Source organism: Rivularia sp. UHCC 0363, assembly GCF_034931125.1.
GTDB lineage: Bacteria > Cyanobacteriota > Cyanobacteriia > Cyanobacteriales > Nostocaceae > Rivularia.
In genome coordinates this window covers 1-18,551 of the sequence record NZ_JAYGHM010000009.1, presented here as the reverse complement: position 1 = coordinate 18,551, position 18,551 = coordinate 1, and the positions used below count along the sequence as shown (strand labels likewise).

Below are 18,551 nucleotides of genomic sequence, written 5' to 3'. Positions count from 1 at the left end.
AGCGACCAAGATGGTCGCACTACTATAAAACCCCTTTAGAACTAATGAAACGTACTACTAGAAATTCAGCTATATTCAATATTCGGCTGTCCGTTAATTTTATTGTTGGACATCATACCCGGCTTAAAACCATGCTTTTCGTAAAATAGGCAAGCTTTTGTATTGTTTTGTAATGTTGTCAGCGTCAATCCCTGGGGACAAATTAATTTAGCTTTCTCTATCAAAGCTTTACCAATACCTCGATTTTGGTAGTTTGAATCTACAAACAGCTGATTTAATTCCCTTTCTTCTTCTATTACCACCATAAATCCCACAATCACACCTTCAACAGCAACCCAAATATTGCCCTTTATCGTTAAATCATTCTCAAAACGCGCTTTCCACGCAGCATATGATTGTGGATGTTTAATTTCAGGAAACGTCTGATGCCAAGTTTCCCACCACAGCTTTACAACTTGCTCTATATCTGAAGTATTATAAGGTCTAATTGTCTGCATTGTAGAGTAGGCTTTGATTTGCAGCTACTTTGATCGTTGCGATCGCTATTTTACCAAAACCTGATCGTGGCTATAAGGAATATTTGTATTAGTTCGGTGGTTCTACCCAAAGTATGACTCACAACTGAACCTCAGAGCGACAAATTTTGGCTTTATCCTTGATATTCTATAAATATCAGGAACAGAGCAACAGTACTGGCAGGGGGTTATGCCGCAGTGACCCATTATCGAATACCGAAGAAGAACGAATTGGCAGGTATTCGGACAGTGTTAAATATTTAATTACCTTGGACGTTGTAGAGTTTTTATCGTTTCCTCTACTTAGTCGCCATCGAGGGGAGGCGCAACCCTCCATCAGAGCGGTCTTAGATGGCGAACGTCCGATACAGGTTGCTCATATTTCCAAATGCAATTATACATCCAAGTGCCTATTTCATAATCAAATAGTTACTTCAATCACAATTAATTACCACTTAACTTAATGCTATCATCTAGCTTTGGATAATCTATTTATTCAAGGCTATTTTACTTTTTTAATGGCTTTCTGTAGATAAGCTATTTGAATTTTATCAAAAAGTGCTTTTACCAGTAACTATAATGAAGGTTATGGCAATTACATCAAAGTTATGACAGAGAAAATTTCAACATTCCAGCAAGCATTAGAAGTTGTTGAAGCGCTTCAACCAGAAGAACAAGAAATACTCGTTGATATCATAAGTAGACGCTTGAGCCAACAGCGACGCAATGAGATAATAAGGGAAGTTGCACAAGCTAAATCGGATTATGAACAAGGTAACGTAAAACGCGGTTCTGTTGACGATTTGATGTCGGAGTTGGATGGGTGAAAAATTTAGTTTGGAGTCCTGGATTTGTTCGTAAGTTCAAACGTCTAATAAAGAAAAATCCCCAATTACGCTCTCAAAATAAATAAAAAGGTGATTTAGAGGGTATTTGGTCAAGCTCGATAGACTACGATAATCGCATATTATTTGAATTTATCAAAAATTCAGAGTCGGAAGAAGAAGAAATACTTTTGTTAACTTTGGGTTCTCATGATGATGTTTATTAATTAAATACTTTACAACTGTTAATAAGCAAATTTCTTCTCTCTATTTTTAACTCCTAAACCCCATCCTTCTAATTTTTATTTAAAACCTCGTTTCATACATTAACCTAAATTCACCCGCTTCGTAATCGTAAACAAATCTCGCTGAAGAGGTTTCGTTAATATCTTTTAATCCTGTTAAAGCCGGAAATACCTGTAATCTAGTTAACCCAATTGATTTACCCAAAGAATTTACGGGTCTTTGTACTTGCCATAAAAATTCTTGAGTAATTTGAGTTTCTAAAGGTGCGAATACGTAATCTAATACTAAAGATTGGAGTAATTCGGTTTCGTTTCCGTTGGTTAATTGCTGTTCGAGTTTTTGTAATGAAGCAAATGTCCGGTTTCCTAACAATGATAAAATTTCACCATTGTTACGAGTGGGGGTACTTGTTAATGAAATTGCGGGGTTATCAAGTATATCTCTTGTTTGTATACTTACTCTACTATTAGCGTTGATGCAGTTGGAAACTTGATTTAATTGATTTACGGAATCGGTAGTTACAGTTCCTAATCCGGATAATCGGACGTTTCTTTGATATGTTCTGCAAGCATCCTCTGAAGATGCATTATTATTACCTAAAGATGCTAGAAGTTCCTGTGCTTCACCTTGAACAGTAATGCTTACGTCGATTTGTTCTGGGTTCGCTGCTGCAACGATATCATCTCTAATTTCGGAATTTACTGCTTGCAAACGGTCAAATTTAGCAGCATCAACTACTGTAGTTTGTAGTTCTACATCAAGTTGGGGATTTAGTAAACTACGACTCGGTAAAAATGTCACTACTTGTTGGCGATCGCGAGTTATAAAGAATGAATTATTGAGTAGGAAAACACTTCCTCGTTTAAGTTCAACTTCTCCATCTCCCCGGAGATTATTCAAATCACCGTTAATTGTAAAGTCTCCCGCCATGCGAAAGTTAATTTGTGGTAGATTCTGACTGTATTTGAATCCTTTTCCTAAAGTTACTTGGAAGTTTTCAAAGGTGGGGTTAATTGGTAAATTAGTTGTTTGCGGTGGTTGGTTTAATTGTTTGGATTGAACTGCAACTTTTTCAGTTGCTGCATTTCTTAATTTAGCTGTTTCCGTATTTTCCGTTGCTTCTTCCCGACGTTTTGGTATATAAACTCTGCCTTTTTGTAAAAGAATATCTCCACCTATAACGGGATTCAATGCTGTGCGGGTAACTTGGATATTAGAAGCAATTTCTCCCTTGTATAAGTTTTTAATTTTAATATTTCCCGGTCCTAAAGCGATATTTAAAGGTTGAGCGTTGTTAACTTGAAATAAAGGTAAATTACCAGTAATAATAAACGGACTTTCGGCTAAACTACCCGTTATTTCCTGTACTTGAATAATTTCGTTTTGCAAAGCAGCGTTACCGACAGCAGATAGTTTAATATCGTTTTCTAACTGAAGCGTTCTAATTGTGGCATTTTCGATTTGAATTGCACTTTGAGCAACTAAATTATTTAATGCTCCTCGAACTGTATCAGCGTCGGGATCTAATTCACCGTTAATCGCGATCGCAATTTCTCCCTGACCATCGATCCACTGGACTTGACCTTGGGTTAAAGCATCTAAAAGCGTAAATGCTTGGTTATCAATTCTTGCTTGGACAGCTACAGCATTATTACGATTTGGTTGGAGGGGATAAGCAACGGTTGCGTCAACTTTAACAACGGAATTGGGGGTAGTATTAAGTTTGGCTATAGAATCAATATAGTTAAAATTACCGGCTAATTCACCTAACGGTTTTCCGTTGATGGTACCGTTAACTAAGGAAAATGCACCTTGGGGAATATCAGGTTTGAATGCATTTCCACCGAGGTCTGCTTGTAAATTGAACTTCCCACCGACATCAACGGGTAAATCGACAAACCTTTTTGCTAAATCCACGGGAAGATTTTGAATCTGTAATAATCCCGAAGATTGGAATCTATCTAATGCTAAACTTCCACCAAAAGCAATTAAACCACCTTCCACTGCAACTTGAACGGGTTGAACTTGAATTATTCCGTCTTTATAGCTTCCTTGAGCAACTACTTGACTAATATTTATAGCTTGATTTTGTTTGACAACCACACCTTGACGGGAATTATATGTGACGTATTCTTCTTGAGGTCGCCATTGCCAATCGTTACCCTGTAGCTGAAAATTAACTTGGGGATTTGTCAGTTTTCCATTCACCGCAAGTTCTGCGTTATATTCCCCTTTAATATCGAACTGGATGGTTTTATCTTCTTGTTGTAAAGCAGCTTGTTGTTGAATCCGATTTACAATTTGTGCAAATAAGCGGAGTTGTTCGAGTATAGGAGCGTTAGGTTTTCCCACGGGTTGAGTTGAAACGTCAGCAGTATTTCCGTATTGCGGATTTAAAATGCTGTTAACTCCACCTTGTAAATCTTCTAAGTTAAATACATTTACAGCAGCGAAAATATCTTCAACTCTTCCAGCATTCGCTACTAATCTACCGTTAATATCCCCGGATTTTAAATTTAAACCACCATTGAAAGCATATTCGGTTTGACCAATTTGCAAAGTTGCAGCATCAACGCGAGCAATATTCCCATCATAAGAGAAATCGGCGACTAATTCTTTAGCTTTTAAGGCACCGATGGAAGGAGTATCTATATTAATATTGCCAGCGGTTGCTAAGTTGAACAAGTTAACGTCAAGATTTCCAGTTACTGTTCCACCGACGGGATAACCAATGGTTTCTTCGACGACGGGAACAAGATTTAATAAGGATAGGGAAGCGTTTTTCAAGTTGATATCTAAAACGTCACCTTGACGTACACCGCTGAGAAGAATCGGATTTTTGGTATTAACTCCTTGCTGTAAGTCGAAGAAAGTAGGAAGATAAGGGGATAAACAATCATTTCGATTACAAGGTTGTAAATTAGCGGCAATGCGATCGCTTTTACCTTGCAAATCGAATTCGATGCTGTTTCCTAAGTTGACGTTGACGGGTCCTTGTAATAAAGCTTGAAATTGGATTCTATTATCTAAAGCGAGATTTCTTAAGTTTAAATTTCCTGCTAACCTGACGTTACCGGGAGCAAAAGGTGCGGAAAGTAAGTTTCTCCCGATAAGTCTACCGGAAAAATCAGCTTTACCTTTTACTGTTGGGATACTCCCTTCATCTAACTGTCGAGCTATTGCTTGTATAGGAAGTTTGGCTAAGTTGGAATTTACATCAACTTTTAAATCTGTAGCAACATTCCAAGAAGATATGCCATTATTACCCGGAACGATCGCAATTTGTCCGTTTGCGTTTAATTGTTGTTCTTGGGTAGTAGCTATAATTTCGTTTGCTTGAATTAAAATCGGATTCCCTTTTAATAAAGGTTCAACTTCCCCAGTTAAGTTTAAAAAAGCAGATAATTGTGAAAGTTGGGGACAAGATATATTAAAACTGCGACACAATAAGGGAGTATTAACGTTCGCTGCATTGATATTACTAGCGATTTTACCATTGTTGAGATTAGCGATCGCCTTTACCGTACCTTGAGCAACTGCTAAGTTGGCATTCACATCGGCGATGACGTTATTAAAGTTATTATCTAAAAGCTGGTCTATTTTACCGATGAGATTAACTTTACTATTTCTTACCGTCACTGGTAAAGGTGTAGAAGATAAAAGTTGATTTAATGAAACACCATTTGCAGTTGCTGTGGCTTGTAAATTATTAGTGGCTAAATTACCGTTGGCATTAAAATTGATTTTACCGCTATTTCTACCCGGTATAGTTAACTGTCCATTAGCAATAGCTCGGAAACTATTTAATTGATTTAATTGTTGATCTAATTTTTCAACCGTTTTAAATTCCAGCAACTGTTTCAACCGACCGTAAACGTTAACTTGAGTATTTGCTACGGTAACAGGTAAAGGTAGTTCTGGTAAAAACGGATTTGCGGGAATACTATTAGCGTTAACATTCGCTTGCAATATACCTCGATTCAAATTTCCGTCAACTACAACCCTACCATTGTTAACAGCTAAATTTAAATTAGCAGTACCGTTAACCTTTGCGGGGTCGAAATTATTGATAATATCTAAATTTCCAGCTAGTGTGACATTACCTTGTCGTAAAGTAACTGGTTGATTTAATCTGTATTGCTTCCTTTGTTCTGCTGATAGTAAAGAAGTCACCGGAAAAGAATTTGCATTTGCGACTAAATTCCAATTTTTCGTAGCAAAATTCCCCTTCCCATTAAAATTAACTCTACCGTTACCCTTAACTTCCGGTAAAATCAAATTTCCATCAACGGAAGCTCGGAAACTATCCAGACTATCAATCGATTTATAATTAATTAACTCTTTTATCCTACCCGAAACATTAACCTTAGTATCTGCAACCCTTACAGCTATAGGTAACTCCGGTACAATTTTATTTAAACCAATACTCGCAGCATTGGCATTAGCTGTTAATATACCTTGATTTAAATTCCCATTGACGGCAACACTACCTTGATTAACATTTAAATTGAGATCGACATTACCTTGAATCTTCGCAAAGTCGAAATCATTCAAACTTCCCGCTAATCGTACATTACCACGTCGTAAAAATATTGAACTTTCCTTGATTCTGTTCCCGACATTCTCAATCTTGGCTAAAAACGGATTTAAAGTTAAAGTATTGGCATTAACAGCAGCATTCCAATTATTCGTAGCTAAATTGGCTCTACCCTCAACATCTACCTTCGCTGTCTCAGTGCGTAAAGTCGTATTATTTAAAGTAACTAAATTTCCCGCTAACTTAATCTCACCACCACCAGAAACTTGACCAACCGCATTAGCTTCAACTTCAGGTAGCTTCCATGATAAAACAGCTTGAGGATTTCCCAAGGTTCCTTCAACTTCACCAACTGCCGATAATCTTCCCAACTTTACCATATCATTGGTAACGCCGTAGGGAGCAACTATCGCCCCAGTATTAGGAATTAAAGCATCAATTACCAACGCTATTTTCGATTGACTAAAATCCTTAACTTCCGGTAAAGACTTAGGGAATGAAACTTCACCCTTAGCGATAATATCACCACCAGACAAAGGAGTTGCGCGAAACTCTTTTAAAATAACTTGCTGTAAATTCCCACCAAAAACAGCATTAACTTTACTAAATACCGTCTTATCTACAACTACCCCTCGTTGACTGACAATATTGCCGAGTAAAATCGGATTTTTCCCATCTCCCTTAACTAAAAGCTCAGCTTGTAAATTACCATCTATATTTACCGGAGATTTCACCGAAGTTGTTTTTAACAGGTTTGCAATCCCGAAAGAATTCGTATTAACCTTTAAATCAAAACCCTGATTTAAATCCGCAACTCCAGAAACCGCAGCAATTAAATTACCATAACTTGCTCTAGTATCCCCAAAACTGACCTTTTGTCCATCGAAGCGTAAATTTGCGATCGCGTTTATTGGAGCCTTTAACTGTGGTGATTTTACCTGCAAACGCTGTAAATTAGCAGTCCCCTTGACAAAAGGTAACTCAGATAAAGTGGGTAAATCAATTTCCAAATTAGCGTTTAATTCACCGCTGGGAATCGTCACCGGCAGACTATCCTTGACATAACGACTCAAATCTGGTAAGGAAAGCCGAGAAATATTTGCAGTTAACTTAGTTTTCCAAGTAGTTAACTGAGTTTCACCATTAAGATCCACCTTTCCCTTAACAACTGGAGCATTAACACCATACTGTAATTGCCAAGCTTGCTTTGGATTGTAATTAAGAAAACCGTTAATTGGCTCGACAGCAAAAGGTTCATTCAAAGCTTGAGGAAGTACAGCAACCTTAGCTCTTTGTAACTGGATTTTAGCATTAATATCAAACGGAAGTTCTTCATCACTCGTATCTAAATTAAGCCTAACCCATTTCCCCTGCTGATCTTGTTCAATATAAAGATCCGGTTCAATCAAAGTTATCCTCATCGGAAGCGTTCGAGTAAACAGCAGCGGAATCGGATTAATCCCGATATCTACAGCTTTAGCCTTAACAAAATTTGGGTCATTTTGAGTAGCTGGAATCCAAGACTTTTCTAATCTTATACCAGCCAAAGACCAGCTTTTTACCGAACCAACCTTGACCGGACGATTGATATAGTCAGTTAGTTGTGCATCTAATAAAGGTGGCAACTTGCGACGAATCCAATAATCTAAACTAAAGTAGCCAACAATACCCAAACCCAGAAGAGAAATACCAGCAATTTTCGCAGCATTACGCAGCCAAACTCGCTTTTTTGGTTGATGCGAATTATGTAAATCTGATGGGGGAGTATTATTTGGCGATGTCATAACTGATTTAATCTAGGTAAAACACAATATTATTCGACCAGTATCCCAATCTTTAGTAAGTTAAGATTTGGGTATTATGATACGCCTTTGAAAGTTTTATACAAGGTTAATTACTTACTTTTTGATTTTTTTCCTGTAGGGATAATACTTAATACTTTTCGGGGATAGAAATCTTGGGATTTTGTGACAGTTTTTTATCTGGAATATTTAGATAGAGGCTAGAGGACACATTATAGCTCAACGGTTATATTGTTACTTCCTCCGCAAAGTTAAATTACCATTATCTGGGAGATATATTTTTTATGGCGCGATCGCATTCTTCCGATGATGACATATAACGTATTTTAAAACGCATAGCGCCAAGGATAACGCGGAGGAACGCAGAGTATTTTTTGTGCTGTATAATATCAATTCTTAATTACAATCTCCACCACATCGATCAACTTTTGCCCAAACAGATGTGATAGATTTAGTTGCTTGAGGGGGTGTGATAAATTCGACTTGTAGAATCTTTAGCTTCTCTGTTGGCTTAACAACATCCAAAGCTTTTTGTTCTTTGTAAGAGAAATTCGGTTTTTGTGGTACGTTATCTCTTAAAGTCACACCTGGTTCAAAACTGACGGTGACTAACGTCCCTACCGATGGAACAACAGATGAGTTTGTAGACTGGGAACCTTCAACTAAAGGCTTTCCAAAAGTTAAAGGCTTTCCAAAAGCTGGTGAGATTTTATTAACATTACCGATAAAAACCCAACCGTCAGATGGTGTCGATGGACTTTGATCGGATAGTTGTATTGGTGTACGCGATCGCGCATCAGTTAATTTTGAATTTTGGATTGGACTAAATCCGGAGATTGAACCTAAAGAAACGAAAGCAACTGCTCCGATAACTGCTCCGATGACTGGTGAGATTCCTTTAATAAATTCAATTCTTTGCGATCGCGGATCGGTTTCAACTGGGGTTGATTGAGTTTTTAACTCAGATTGAACTATATTGTTCGCAGAATCCGCTTGGGTTGTCAGTGGTATAGCTACAGATTCATCTTCAGCAGTTTCTTGTGGAGTGGTTTCAACTGGATTTGATTGAATATTTGCAGAATCCGCTTCGGTTGTCAGTGGTATAGCTACAGATTCATCTAGCTCGCTATTGTCTTCCCACAAGTTTGTCCAAATATCTACATCTTCTGTAATTTCGCGATCGCATACAGATGGCTTTTCTTCAATTGATTGAATATTTGCACAATCCGCTTGATTTAGCTCGCTGTTGTCATTATCGGGCAAATTCACCTGACGATCTGCGATAATTTCCTCATCGCTGTCTACAGGTGGCTTAATCTGCTCAACTGTATCTTTTACTGTCCAAAACTTCAATATAGATTCTGCATCACAACATTTCCACTAATATTCAACTAAAGCCAGATTTTTCGGTATTATAAAAATAATCCTAACTTCTTAACAAAATCGCCCGCACTATTTTCGAGTACGGGCGATTTCCCTATATCAAAATTTTGTTTAAATGGGACGCAATTTGTAGGGTGTGTTATGGCGCAATAGGTTTTTGTATGATAGGCATCCTGAAGTGTCCTATTTAAAAATTACTCGATACAATCCTAAATACGGGAGACGTTGCACTGCAACGTCTCTACATTATTGATGGGTGGGGATTACGGACTTTGCTGATCCAATTTCAATACAGCCATAAACGCTTCCTGGGGAACATCAACGGTACCCACAGATTTCATCCGCTTTTTACCTTTGGCTTGTTTCTGCAAAAGTTTCTTCTTACGGCTAATATCACCACCGTAACATTTGGCTAACACATCCTTCCGCAATGCTGGAATATGTTCTGAGGCAATTATCTTACTACCGATCGCGGCTTGAATCGGCACTTTAAACTGATGACGGGGAATTAATTCCTTCAATTTCTCAGCCATCGCTCGCCCAACATGATAAGCTTTATCTCGGTGGACAATCATCGCTAAAGAGTCTACCGGGTCGCCGTTAATCATCAAATCCAGCTTCACCAAATGATTTTCACGATAGCCAATCAATTGATATTCCATACTCGCATAACCACGCGATCGCGATTTCATCTGGTCGAAAAAGTCGGTGACAACTTCGGCTAAAGGTAATTCGTAGGTTAAAGTAGTTCGTCCTTGAGCAAGATATTTCATATCTTTAAACACACCCCGACGACCTTGAGACAACTCCATCAAGGTTCCCACGTAGGTTTCCGGCGTAATCATTTCTACTTTAACGTAAGGTTCCTCAATTTTGTCCCGTTCGTTAGGAGAAGGTAATTTACTGGGGTTATCAATGTATATTTCTTCGCCCTTATTAGTAACTACTCGGTAAACTACCGAAGGAGCGGTAATAATTAAATCAAGATTATACTCGCGTTCCAAACGTTCCTGAACAATTTCCATGTGCAGCAAACCCAAGAACCCGCAACGGAAACCAAAACCCATAGCGCTGGAAGTTTCCGGTTCAAATTGTAAAGCTGCATCATTGAGCTTGAGTTTATCTAAAGCTTCCCGTAAATCCTTGAACTGGTCGGAATCTATGGGGAACATTCCGCAAAATACCATCGGCTTGGCTTCCGCATAACCGGGTAAAGGTTCCGCTGCTTTATTTTTACTTAAAGTCATCGTATCTCCAACCCGCGCATCTTCCACAGCTTTAATCGCCGCCGAAAAATAGCCAACTTCCCCAGCATGAAGTTCATCTACCGGCTTTTGATTGGGACAAAGAATCCCCAACTCATCAACTTCATACTCCTTCTCTGAAGCCATCAGATAGACTTTATCGCCAGTTTTGAGCGTTCCATCCATTACCCGGAAATAAACAACAACTCCCCGGTAGCTATCGTAATAACTATCAAAAATCAATGCTCGTAAAGGCTCGTCAACGGTATTTTTGGGCTGCGGTACTCGTTCGACAATCGCTTCTAAAATTTCCGGAATCCCAATTCCCTCCTTTGCAGAAGCAAGAATCGCACCGCTGCAATCCAAACCGATAATTTCTTCAATTTCACCGATAACCCGTTCGGGTTCGGCACCTGGTAAATCGATTTTATTTAAAACCGGGATAATTTCTAAATTATTCTCAATTGCCAGGTAAACATTAGCCAAAGTCTGAGCTTCCACACCTTGAGAAGCATCAACCACTAACAGCGCTCCTTCGCAGGCTACCAAGCTGCGGGACACCTCATAAGAAAAGTCAACGTGTCCGGGAGTATCAATTAGATTTAGGACATATTCCTGACCATCTTGAGCCTGATAATTCATCCGGGCAGCTTGCAGCTTAATAGTAATGCCGCGCTCCCGTTCCAAATCCATATTATCGAGAAATTGCTCCTTCATCTGCCGATTTTCCACTGTACCAGTGGTTTGCAGAAGGCGATCGGCCAGAGTTGATTTCCCGTGGTCAATATGAGCGATAATGCAAAAATTACGAATGCGAGCTGCCGGAACGTCAGTCATATACTTACTTAAAGCTGTATTCTGTAACCTTTTTGGAAAAAGCTAGTTACCTTAAGTATTGTAATGCTTTATTCGCAAACACGCTGCCCAAAGTTGTAGTAGGAGATGGGGGGATGGGGAGATGGGGAGATGGGGGGATGGGGAGATAATTCTCAATGCCCAATGCCCAATGCCCAATTCGCAATTCCCTATGCCCAATCAAACTTTATAGAAAACATAAAAGAGTATTTAATTAGTACTGGTATTGTTATGGTGAAAGCGTAAAATAAACGTCGGGGACTTCCAGTTAAAGACAAGCCTGACAATTAAAATTCGCGGGCTTGTAATTATCACAACCCAATTGGTCTACATTCTGAACTAAACCACGTTAAAAGGAACTACTTTCCTATGCTTTAAAGCAGAGGGGTATCCGAAACGCAAGGTTTTTTGACTACTTGATGCAGCAAACAGTGATTAGGTAAAGCTGCTTTTGCTTTCCACAGCTTTGGAACAAATAACGCGCAGAGAATATTAGCTATGAATATGAAAGAAAGACCCGATCAATCGGAAAAAATATTATCCGAATTATCTGAAAAGGTCGAAGTCGCTATCCGCTTGGATTCCGAGTTAGTAGAAAAAATTAGTCACTTGAGTAGCGACCCCTCTAAAGTGATTGAAGTAGCGCTGCGTCAATGGCTGCGCGGAGATATTCCTAGAGATGATGAACTAACCCGGACTCCTCATCGAATTAAAGTACCACCCAGAGGTGAGTGGAACGATTGAGAAATATAATTAATTTTTGGCGAATGATTCCAGAAATACAATAAAAATCCTCAGCAAGTCTGCTAAAGCTGTAAAATTTTATGCCAAACTTAAGCAGCTATTAGCACAACTTCTTTGGACCGTACTGTTTCTATTCAACTCCAGTCATGAGTATTGCTGCGAATTCTCAATCACCGTATTTATTGTCCGAAAATCTGGAATTTGTTACCGATCACACCAACGCATTAGCTTGTCTGGGGGCAGAATTGGTGTACGTTCAGGATGCCACGGGGCGTTACTTAAAGTTCTTTTTGCAGCAAAGCGAACGTCTAGGATTAACGCCAGAACATATTATTCAGGATGGCGATCGCCATAGTTTCGCTCCGGTTGACAAAGCTGGTTATTTGGAACAGTTGGAGCAAGTATTAACAACTTTGACTCCCCAAAAGCGCCAATGTTGGTTTAACTATTCTCAAGGAAGTATCGAACTGGAGTTGCTGATAACTCCGATTATGCCAGTTTTAGGCGACGCTGCAACGTCGGCGTTGGTCATGGGAAGATTATTGCAGGTTGGGGCGAGCAAAAGTCAGATTGAACTGATACCTAAGTCTACGCATGGCGAAGAAAATATACGTTCGCAGCAATATCAGAAACTGATCAATAATATTACCCGGAATATCAGGCGAACCCTAGATTTAAATATTATCTGGCAGCAAACTGTTGATAGCTTAGGCGCTACACTGAAACCAAAACGCTGTATTATATTTCCTTATTATGGTCAGCCAAAAGTACGTGTAATTGCTGAATCTTGTCAGCCTGCGATTAACTCAATGTTGGGAACAGAAATAGATGTAACTTCTGAAGCTGGATTTACTCAAGCTTTGGATACTCTTAAGCCAGTTATTGTAGAGCAAACAAAAGATTCTGTATTTCAAGCGGAAAAACTTCTAGTAGTTGCAACTTCTCATCAAGAGCAACCCAATAGCTTAATCGTTTTGAGTTTAGCTGCGGACTGCTCGAACTTATCAACAAAAGAACTAAAACTAACCAAAGAAGCAGCAGATCAAATTGGTACCGCGATCGCGCACGCAACTTTGTATAAAGAATTAGAATTAGCTCGTCAGCAAGCAGAAGACGCTTCCCGTCTCAAAAGCGAGTTTCTGGCCAATGTTTCTCACGAAATTCGCACGCCGTTAAATGGCATGATTGGCTTTTTAAAGCTGATTTTGGATGGAATGGCAGATGATGAAGAGGAAAAAGCGGTTTTTCTTGAAGAAGCTCATAAATCATCCATACATCTACTTGAAGTTATCAATGACATCCTCGACTTTGCCAAAATAGAAGCAGGCAAAATGGAGTTAGAACTTAGTCCAGTAAAGCTGGATGAGTTATTCAGCGATGTAGAAAACGGAATGCGTTTGCAAGCAGAGCATAAAAATCTCAGTTTTGGGATGCAGCTACCCGAAACCAATGATGAAATTATCGTTTACAGCGATTATCTCCGTCTCAAACAAGTAATGATCAATTTAGTCGGTAACGCGATCAAATTTACCCACGAAGGACACATCACCGTTACCGCCGATGTAGTGCGTAAAAAAGTAATATTTAAAGAGCAAGAATTTCCCGGCATGGTAAAAGTACGGGTAGTAGATACCGGAATTGGCGTTTCTTTAGACCAGCAAGACAAACTATTTCAATTATTTTCCCAAGTTGATGGTTCCCGTACCCGTCAATATGGAGGTACCGGCTTGGGATTAACCATATCCCAGAAATTAGTCGAAGCAATGGGTGGAGAAGTACATTTTTACAGCTTAGGTGAAGGACTCGGCTCTACAGTTACCTTCACATTACCGCTTTACCAACAACCCGTTTTGGTTTCAACTGAGTCAGAAGGTTAAGGAGATGGGACTTATGCAATTACCAATTACCAATTCCCAATTTTTAAGTTAGTATAACTGACTTAAAGCTGTTCCAAAAGCTGCTTAATTTTTGACTGCTGCTTGTCTTTAAATTTATCTGGGAATTTTAACTCGATGGTAATTGTGCCAGTTTTATCTTCTTCCACAGTTTCAATTTCAGCAATAAATCGATTGGGTTTCGATTTGTCTAATTCTTTGCTCAAAAGTAAACCAACGGGTGGTTTGATGGTTTGCATATTGTACAAATCATTTTGCCCAAGCACTTTATCACTATATTTGGCTTTTATGCTGTCTAATTTCAGACGCAACCCCGTGACTCCTAAATCGGTGATTATCCCAGTAAAGCGATCGCCATCTAAATATAGTTCACCAAAGGCAAATACTTGTTTGCGTAACTGTTTCTGTTTGGTTGGTTGAATATCCTGTAGGGAACGCAGTAAACTAGTCGCGATAAATCCTAGAGAAGCAACTGGTCGATCTGCATATTTACGCTTTTGGGAATACCATTGTTTAACATCAGAATATAAAACTAAGGATAATTGGTCTTTTTGCAGTTGGGTAAGATTCTCAAAATTAATTGCCAGGTGGTTTCGTGTCTTACTAATCAAAAATAATCTGACAACTCTTCCAGTTAAAAATACTTTTGCTCCATAATCTCCCACTACTTCAATTTCTATTTCATCGGGTAAGTTTAATTGTGAATCTAAGACAATTAAAACCCCTGTTTCGGATATATTTACTGTTTCACCAACAATAATTTGGTCGTAACTAGAAATTTTGATGGGGAGACATCTTTGTAAACGGTGTTGCTTGCGGATTTGCGGTTTTTCGTAAGCCACTAATAAAGCAGCTATTAACAAAATTAAGTTCAGGACACACCACATAGTGTTTACCAGAACAGCTTCCCAATCTTCTGGACGCAGCAATACCCAATAAGGAACAGCAAGTAAAGCTAAGACTACAAATGCTGTAGCAATTATTAAGCCGAGCATTGATTTCCAGTCGAAGCTGCGTTTGGTAACGTTTACACCTTTGTCGGTAACGTTAAAAGAACCATTATTTGGATTAATTAACGCCAACAATGTCACTCCTGCTACCTGAAAAGACATTACGAATTCAAAAACTTCGTTCCAGAAACTAAAACGAGCGTGTTTATAAATAATGTAATTAGTACTCAAGGAAAGAATAATATGAGGTATGGCATAGGCAAGAGTTTCCAAACCCAAACCTCGAACTGGATTAACACCAAATAGTAAAAATAAGGTCGGGATAATTGCGTATACTATTCGCGGCAAACCGTATAAAAAGTGGGAAGTAGCACTGAAATAACAAAGCCGTTGGGGAATTGTTAGTTTGAGTTTTGGGTTAAATAGCGGGTTTTCTAGACGGAGAATCTGCGCCATTCCTCTAGCCCAACGCATTTGCTGACCCAAATAAGCAGGGTAAGTTTCGGGGGCTAAGCCCGCAATCATGATTTTATCGTAGTAAATAGATTTGTAGCCCCGCGAATGCAACCGCAATGCTGTATGACAATCTTCTGTGACCGTTTCTACAGCAATTCCACCGATTTCTAGAACATGAGATTTACGAATTACTGCCGCAGAACCGCAGAAAAATGAGGCATTCCAAAAATCGTTTCCTTTTTGAATGACTTTATAAAACAGTTCGTTGTTTACAGGAATTCTACCACCAGTAAGTAAGTTGCGCTCGAAAGGGTCGGGGTTATAAAACCAGTGGGGAGTCTGAACAAAAGCAACTTTGGGGTCGTAGAAAAAACCGACTGTATGTAGAAGAAATTGACGGGATGGAATGTGGTCGCAGTCTAAAATTAATACCAAGTCACCTGCTGTTTGCTGAAACGCATGGTTAATATTCCCTGCTTTCGCATGGTTGTTATTATCCCGAGTTAAGTGGATACAACCAAGTTCTAAACACATTCTGCTTAATTCTTCCCGTCTAGCAGCAAATTTTTGCCGACGCGGGTCGTTTTCTTGATACTTTTCAGGACGACCATCATCAAGAATATAAACCTTTTTCTTACCACGAGCATATTCGCAAGTTAAGGCTGCGATCGCAGTTTTACGAACAATCTCCACTTCCTCGTTGTAGGTGGGGATATAAATATCAACGCTGAACCACTCGGCTGACGGAACCCCAGCCAGATCGATGGGCTGACGTTCCTTAAGTTTTAAAGTTTGAAAATATGCCAGTACAAGGGTCAAAACCGCGTATAGCTCAGCGATGAACAAAACAAGGCAGGCAATACTATTGACCCAGGAATCAAAGTTGAGAGTATAAGAAGTACGGTAAAAAAGGTAACGTGTAGTAGTCACCAAACTCAGCCACACCATAAATAAATGGTAATAATGGCTAATTTCTGGGGATGATTCGTCTTTTTCCGCTCTGACAATTAGTTGACCGAGAACAACTAGAAATACTGCAACAACTGCCTGCTGCCATATTTCTATTGGTGTGACAATTAATGGTACTGAAAATATCAGTAGTAATATTACTAACCATTTAAAGTTTTTTATGCCGACTTTGTTTAAAGAACGGTCAAATAATCGAGGAGTAAAATCAGTTAACCATACGCTTGGGTTAAATAAATTACGCTTGTGTCGGCGTTCAGTTGGCGATGAATCTGACATTTTAAAATTAATATTTTGACTTGTTTTTGATTATTTGCGATTCTTAGGCAGCATCGCTGAACGGATAAAGTTTAAGTCTAGTTATTGGCTTCGAGCCATTGCCTCAACTGACCCGAAGGCAGAGCCTTCTAAGATGGGTTCCCAGCCAGAGACTAGGAACCAGTCATGACAAGGGCTATTATTTATCGCTCGAATTTATCCGCTTCAGATATAGCTGGGCAATTCCATAAAGAAACAGGGATATACCAACAATTCCCAGAGGTAGTAACAGCCAATTTTCTTGCAGCATTAAAGACATCTGACTTAGAGGGTTGCCTTTATCTATCCGACGAGATTTGGAACTACTGTTAAAAAAGTCCAATTTATAGGCATTCTCATCTTCAGGATTGGGATTTTTTTCGTCGCTACTAATTAGTACAGTGTCTTCCTTTAGTTGGAAAAACCAAGGGTCATTATCTAAAACTTGCCGTACTCTGTCTAAACCAGATTCCGTTTGAGCAGTTAAAGCCAAAACTACGCGATTGCCATTCCAAGGAGAAATAATTTCTTTAATCATCCCTTGATCGTTTTGTGGTACTTGGATTTTTGCCCGATCTTTTTCTTTTTCGTCACCAAATATGCGGATAAATGATTGGCTCAAATTAAACCCTTGACTTTTTTGTAGCACTTCTGGTAGCGGGAAATTTTCTTGCGTACCAATCGCTACTATATTAGTGTTATTTTTAACTTCCTCTGCCTTAGATAAAGTATTGGGTGTATAAACATTGAGTTCTACTGAAGAGGCTTCGGACAGCCGACCCAAACGTTCGCTAAACTCTAACAATGTCAACACATCTGTTTGAGAGGGATTTTGCGGGACAACAATCGTTGTTTTTGATAAATCTTGGGGAGAAGCAAAAGGAAAACCATATTGCAGCAGTTCTAAATTGGGTAATGTCGCAGAAGTTTCACGCTTTAAGTCGAAGCTAGTGTCATTATGTACCGTACCTGTAAGTTGGCGATCGGGAGCATAACGACACTCTTGGGTGTTAAAAGGTTCTCTGGCATTCATGCGAAAGAACACTTCAATCTTGGAATTGGGTTTGATTAATTTTGGAGGTAAATCTACTTTTAGGGATTTGCGAGTTTCTCCCGATTCATCTGACAAGCGCTGACCGCCAATGAAGTTACCGTCAAGTAATACTTCAACGGCAGAAGTTCTGGGATTAAGTTGCGGTCCGTAGCTGTAGACTAAATTCATCGAACTTCCGCGTAAAAAGCGATCGTCTGGTAAAGCGCGAAAATCAATTTCTACTGGTAACGCTTCAGACCCTCGCACCGTGACATCTTTAAATTTCTCTTCTTTTTGTGTCTCAAGTTCGCTGAGTTGAAAAGAGTTTTCCTTGGGTAAATAACGAGACCATTCGCGTTCCCCAGGAGTGGTTAATTCTGGAACTTTATCCACAAAAACGACTTGACCAGCGCCCATTTTGCGGGTGTCTGGCTGTAATAAAAACTGAACAGCTTTCTCGACTCCTTTTGCTCCATTTCCAGTCGCAACTAAAACTGGAGCGCCCGTTTTGGTAGTAGTCAAGATCAGAACTCCTCGATCTTCCGCTACGGGGTTCTGGTTTGCATCGAGAATTTGATTACCTTGTACTGCAACTGGTAAATCTATTTCTGCTAAAGCGGGTTGTTCGTTGGGAGTACCAATAATGACTAACTTTTCTTCGGACTTAACATCTGCGATATCCGTGACTAATTTTGTATCCAAGGCACGGAAATTTGTTTTTCTCCCCAATGAAGCTTGCAAGCGAGATGCTGCGGTTAACCATCTTGGATCGATCTTGGTTGGTTGCAGGTAATTAATTAGATT

10 protein-coding genes are annotated in these 18,551 nt (G+C 39.2%); 4 read left to right on the top strand and 6 right to left on the bottom strand.

Translation table 11 applies throughout. The features are described from left to right. Nucleotides 1–65: 65 nt before the first annotated feature. Nucleotides 66–497, bottom strand: a complete 432-nt coding sequence (locus tag VB797_RS07305) for a GNAT family N-acetyltransferase (protein ID WP_323237008.1) — start codon at nucleotides 495–497, stop codon at nucleotides 66–68. Between the two features lie 626 nt (nucleotides 498–1,123). Here VB797_RS07305 and VB797_RS07300 point away from each other — a divergent pair. After that, nucleotides 1,124–1,342, top strand: coding sequence for a hypothetical protein (locus VB797_RS07300; RefSeq protein WP_323237007.1), 219 nt, complete (start codon nucleotides 1,124–1,126; stop codon nucleotides 1,340–1,342). A 303-nt stretch (nucleotides 1,343–1,645) separates the two neighbouring features. Here VB797_RS07300 and VB797_RS07295 read toward each other — a convergent pair whose 3' ends face one another. The 3 genes from VB797_RS07295 to lepA form a co-directional block, all read right to left on the bottom strand. After that, on the bottom strand, nucleotides 1,646–7,906 hold the full coding sequence (locus VB797_RS07295) for a translocation/assembly module TamB domain-containing protein (RefSeq protein WP_323237006.1): 6,261 nt from the start codon (nucleotides 7,904–7,906) through the stop codon (nucleotides 1,646–1,648). A 414-nt stretch (nucleotides 7,907–8,320) separates the two neighbouring features. Then, nucleotides 8,321–9,277, bottom strand: coding sequence for a hypothetical protein (locus VB797_RS07290; protein ID WP_323237005.1), 957 nt, complete (start codon nucleotides 9,275–9,277; stop codon nucleotides 8,321–8,323). A gap of 293 nt (nucleotides 9,278–9,570) precedes the next feature. Next, complete coding sequence (lepA, locus tag VB797_RS07285; RefSeq protein ID WP_323237004.1) at nucleotides 9,571–11,388, bottom strand: translation elongation factor 4; 1,818 nt, start codon at nucleotides 11,386–11,388, stop codon at nucleotides 9,571–9,573. 105 nt (nucleotides 11,389–11,493) lie between these two features. Between lepA and VB797_RS07280 the strand changes: the two genes are divergently transcribed. From VB797_RS07280 to VB797_RS07270, 3 genes are all read left to right on the top strand, one after another. Beyond that, nucleotides 11,494–11,652, top strand: a complete 159-nt coding sequence (locus tag VB797_RS07280) for a hypothetical protein (RefSeq protein WP_323237003.1) — start codon at nucleotides 11,494–11,496, stop codon at nucleotides 11,650–11,652. 252 nt (nucleotides 11,653–11,904) lie between these two features. Beyond that, nucleotides 11,905–12,150: a hypothetical protein gene (locus VB797_RS07275; protein WP_323237002.1), complete on the top strand. Its 246-nt coding sequence runs from the start codon at nucleotides 11,905–11,907 to the stop codon at nucleotides 12,148–12,150. 146 nt (nucleotides 12,151–12,296) lie between these two features. Further along, entirely contained in the window at nucleotides 12,297–14,027 is a 1,731-nt protein-coding gene (locus VB797_RS07270; RefSeq protein WP_323237001.1) for an ATP-binding protein, read from the top strand. Nucleotides 14,028–14,089: 62 nt separating this feature from the next. Here VB797_RS07270 and bcsA read toward each other — a convergent pair whose 3' ends face one another. Together bcsA and VB797_RS07260 are read right to left on the bottom strand one after the other, a co-directional pair. Further along, a complete protein-coding gene (gene bcsA, locus VB797_RS07265) occupies nucleotides 14,090–16,696 on the bottom strand; it encodes a UDP-forming cellulose synthase catalytic subunit (protein ID WP_323237000.1) in 2,607 nt (868 codons plus the stop codon). Between the two features lie 178 nt (nucleotides 16,697–16,874). Continuing rightward, nucleotides 16,875–18,551: cellulose biosynthesis cyclic di-GMP-binding regulatory protein BcsB (locus VB797_RS07260; RefSeq protein WP_323236999.1), on the bottom strand; the 1,677-nt coding region annotated here is incomplete at its 5' end.

Coding starts and splice junctions, on each gene's coding strand:
- VB797_RS07305 (WP_323237008.1), bottom strand. CDS start 497: ATGCAGACAATTAGACCTTATAATACTTCAGATATAGAGCAAGTTGTA.
- VB797_RS07300 (WP_323237007.1), top strand. CDS start 1,124: ATGACAGAGAAAATTTCAACATTCCAGCAAGCATTAGAAGTTGTTGAA.
- VB797_RS07295 (WP_323237006.1), bottom strand. CDS start 7,906: ATGACATCGCCAAATAATACTCCCCCATCAGATTTACATAATTCGCAT.
- lepA (WP_323237004.1), bottom strand. CDS start 11,388: ATGACTGACGTTCCGGCAGCTCGCATTCGTAATTTTTGCATTATCGCT.
- VB797_RS07280 (WP_323237003.1), top strand. CDS start 11,494: ATGGGGGGATGGGGAGATGGGGAGATGGGGGGATGGGGAGATAATTCT.
- VB797_RS07275 (WP_323237002.1), top strand. CDS start 11,905: ATGAATATGAAAGAAAGACCCGATCAATCGGAAAAAATATTATCCGAA.
- VB797_RS07270 (WP_323237001.1), top strand. CDS start 12,297: ATGAGTATTGCTGCGAATTCTCAATCACCGTATTTATTGTCCGAAAAT.
- bcsA (WP_323237000.1), bottom strand. CDS start 16,696: ATGTCAGATTCATCGCCAACTGAACGCCGACACAAGCGTAATTTATTT.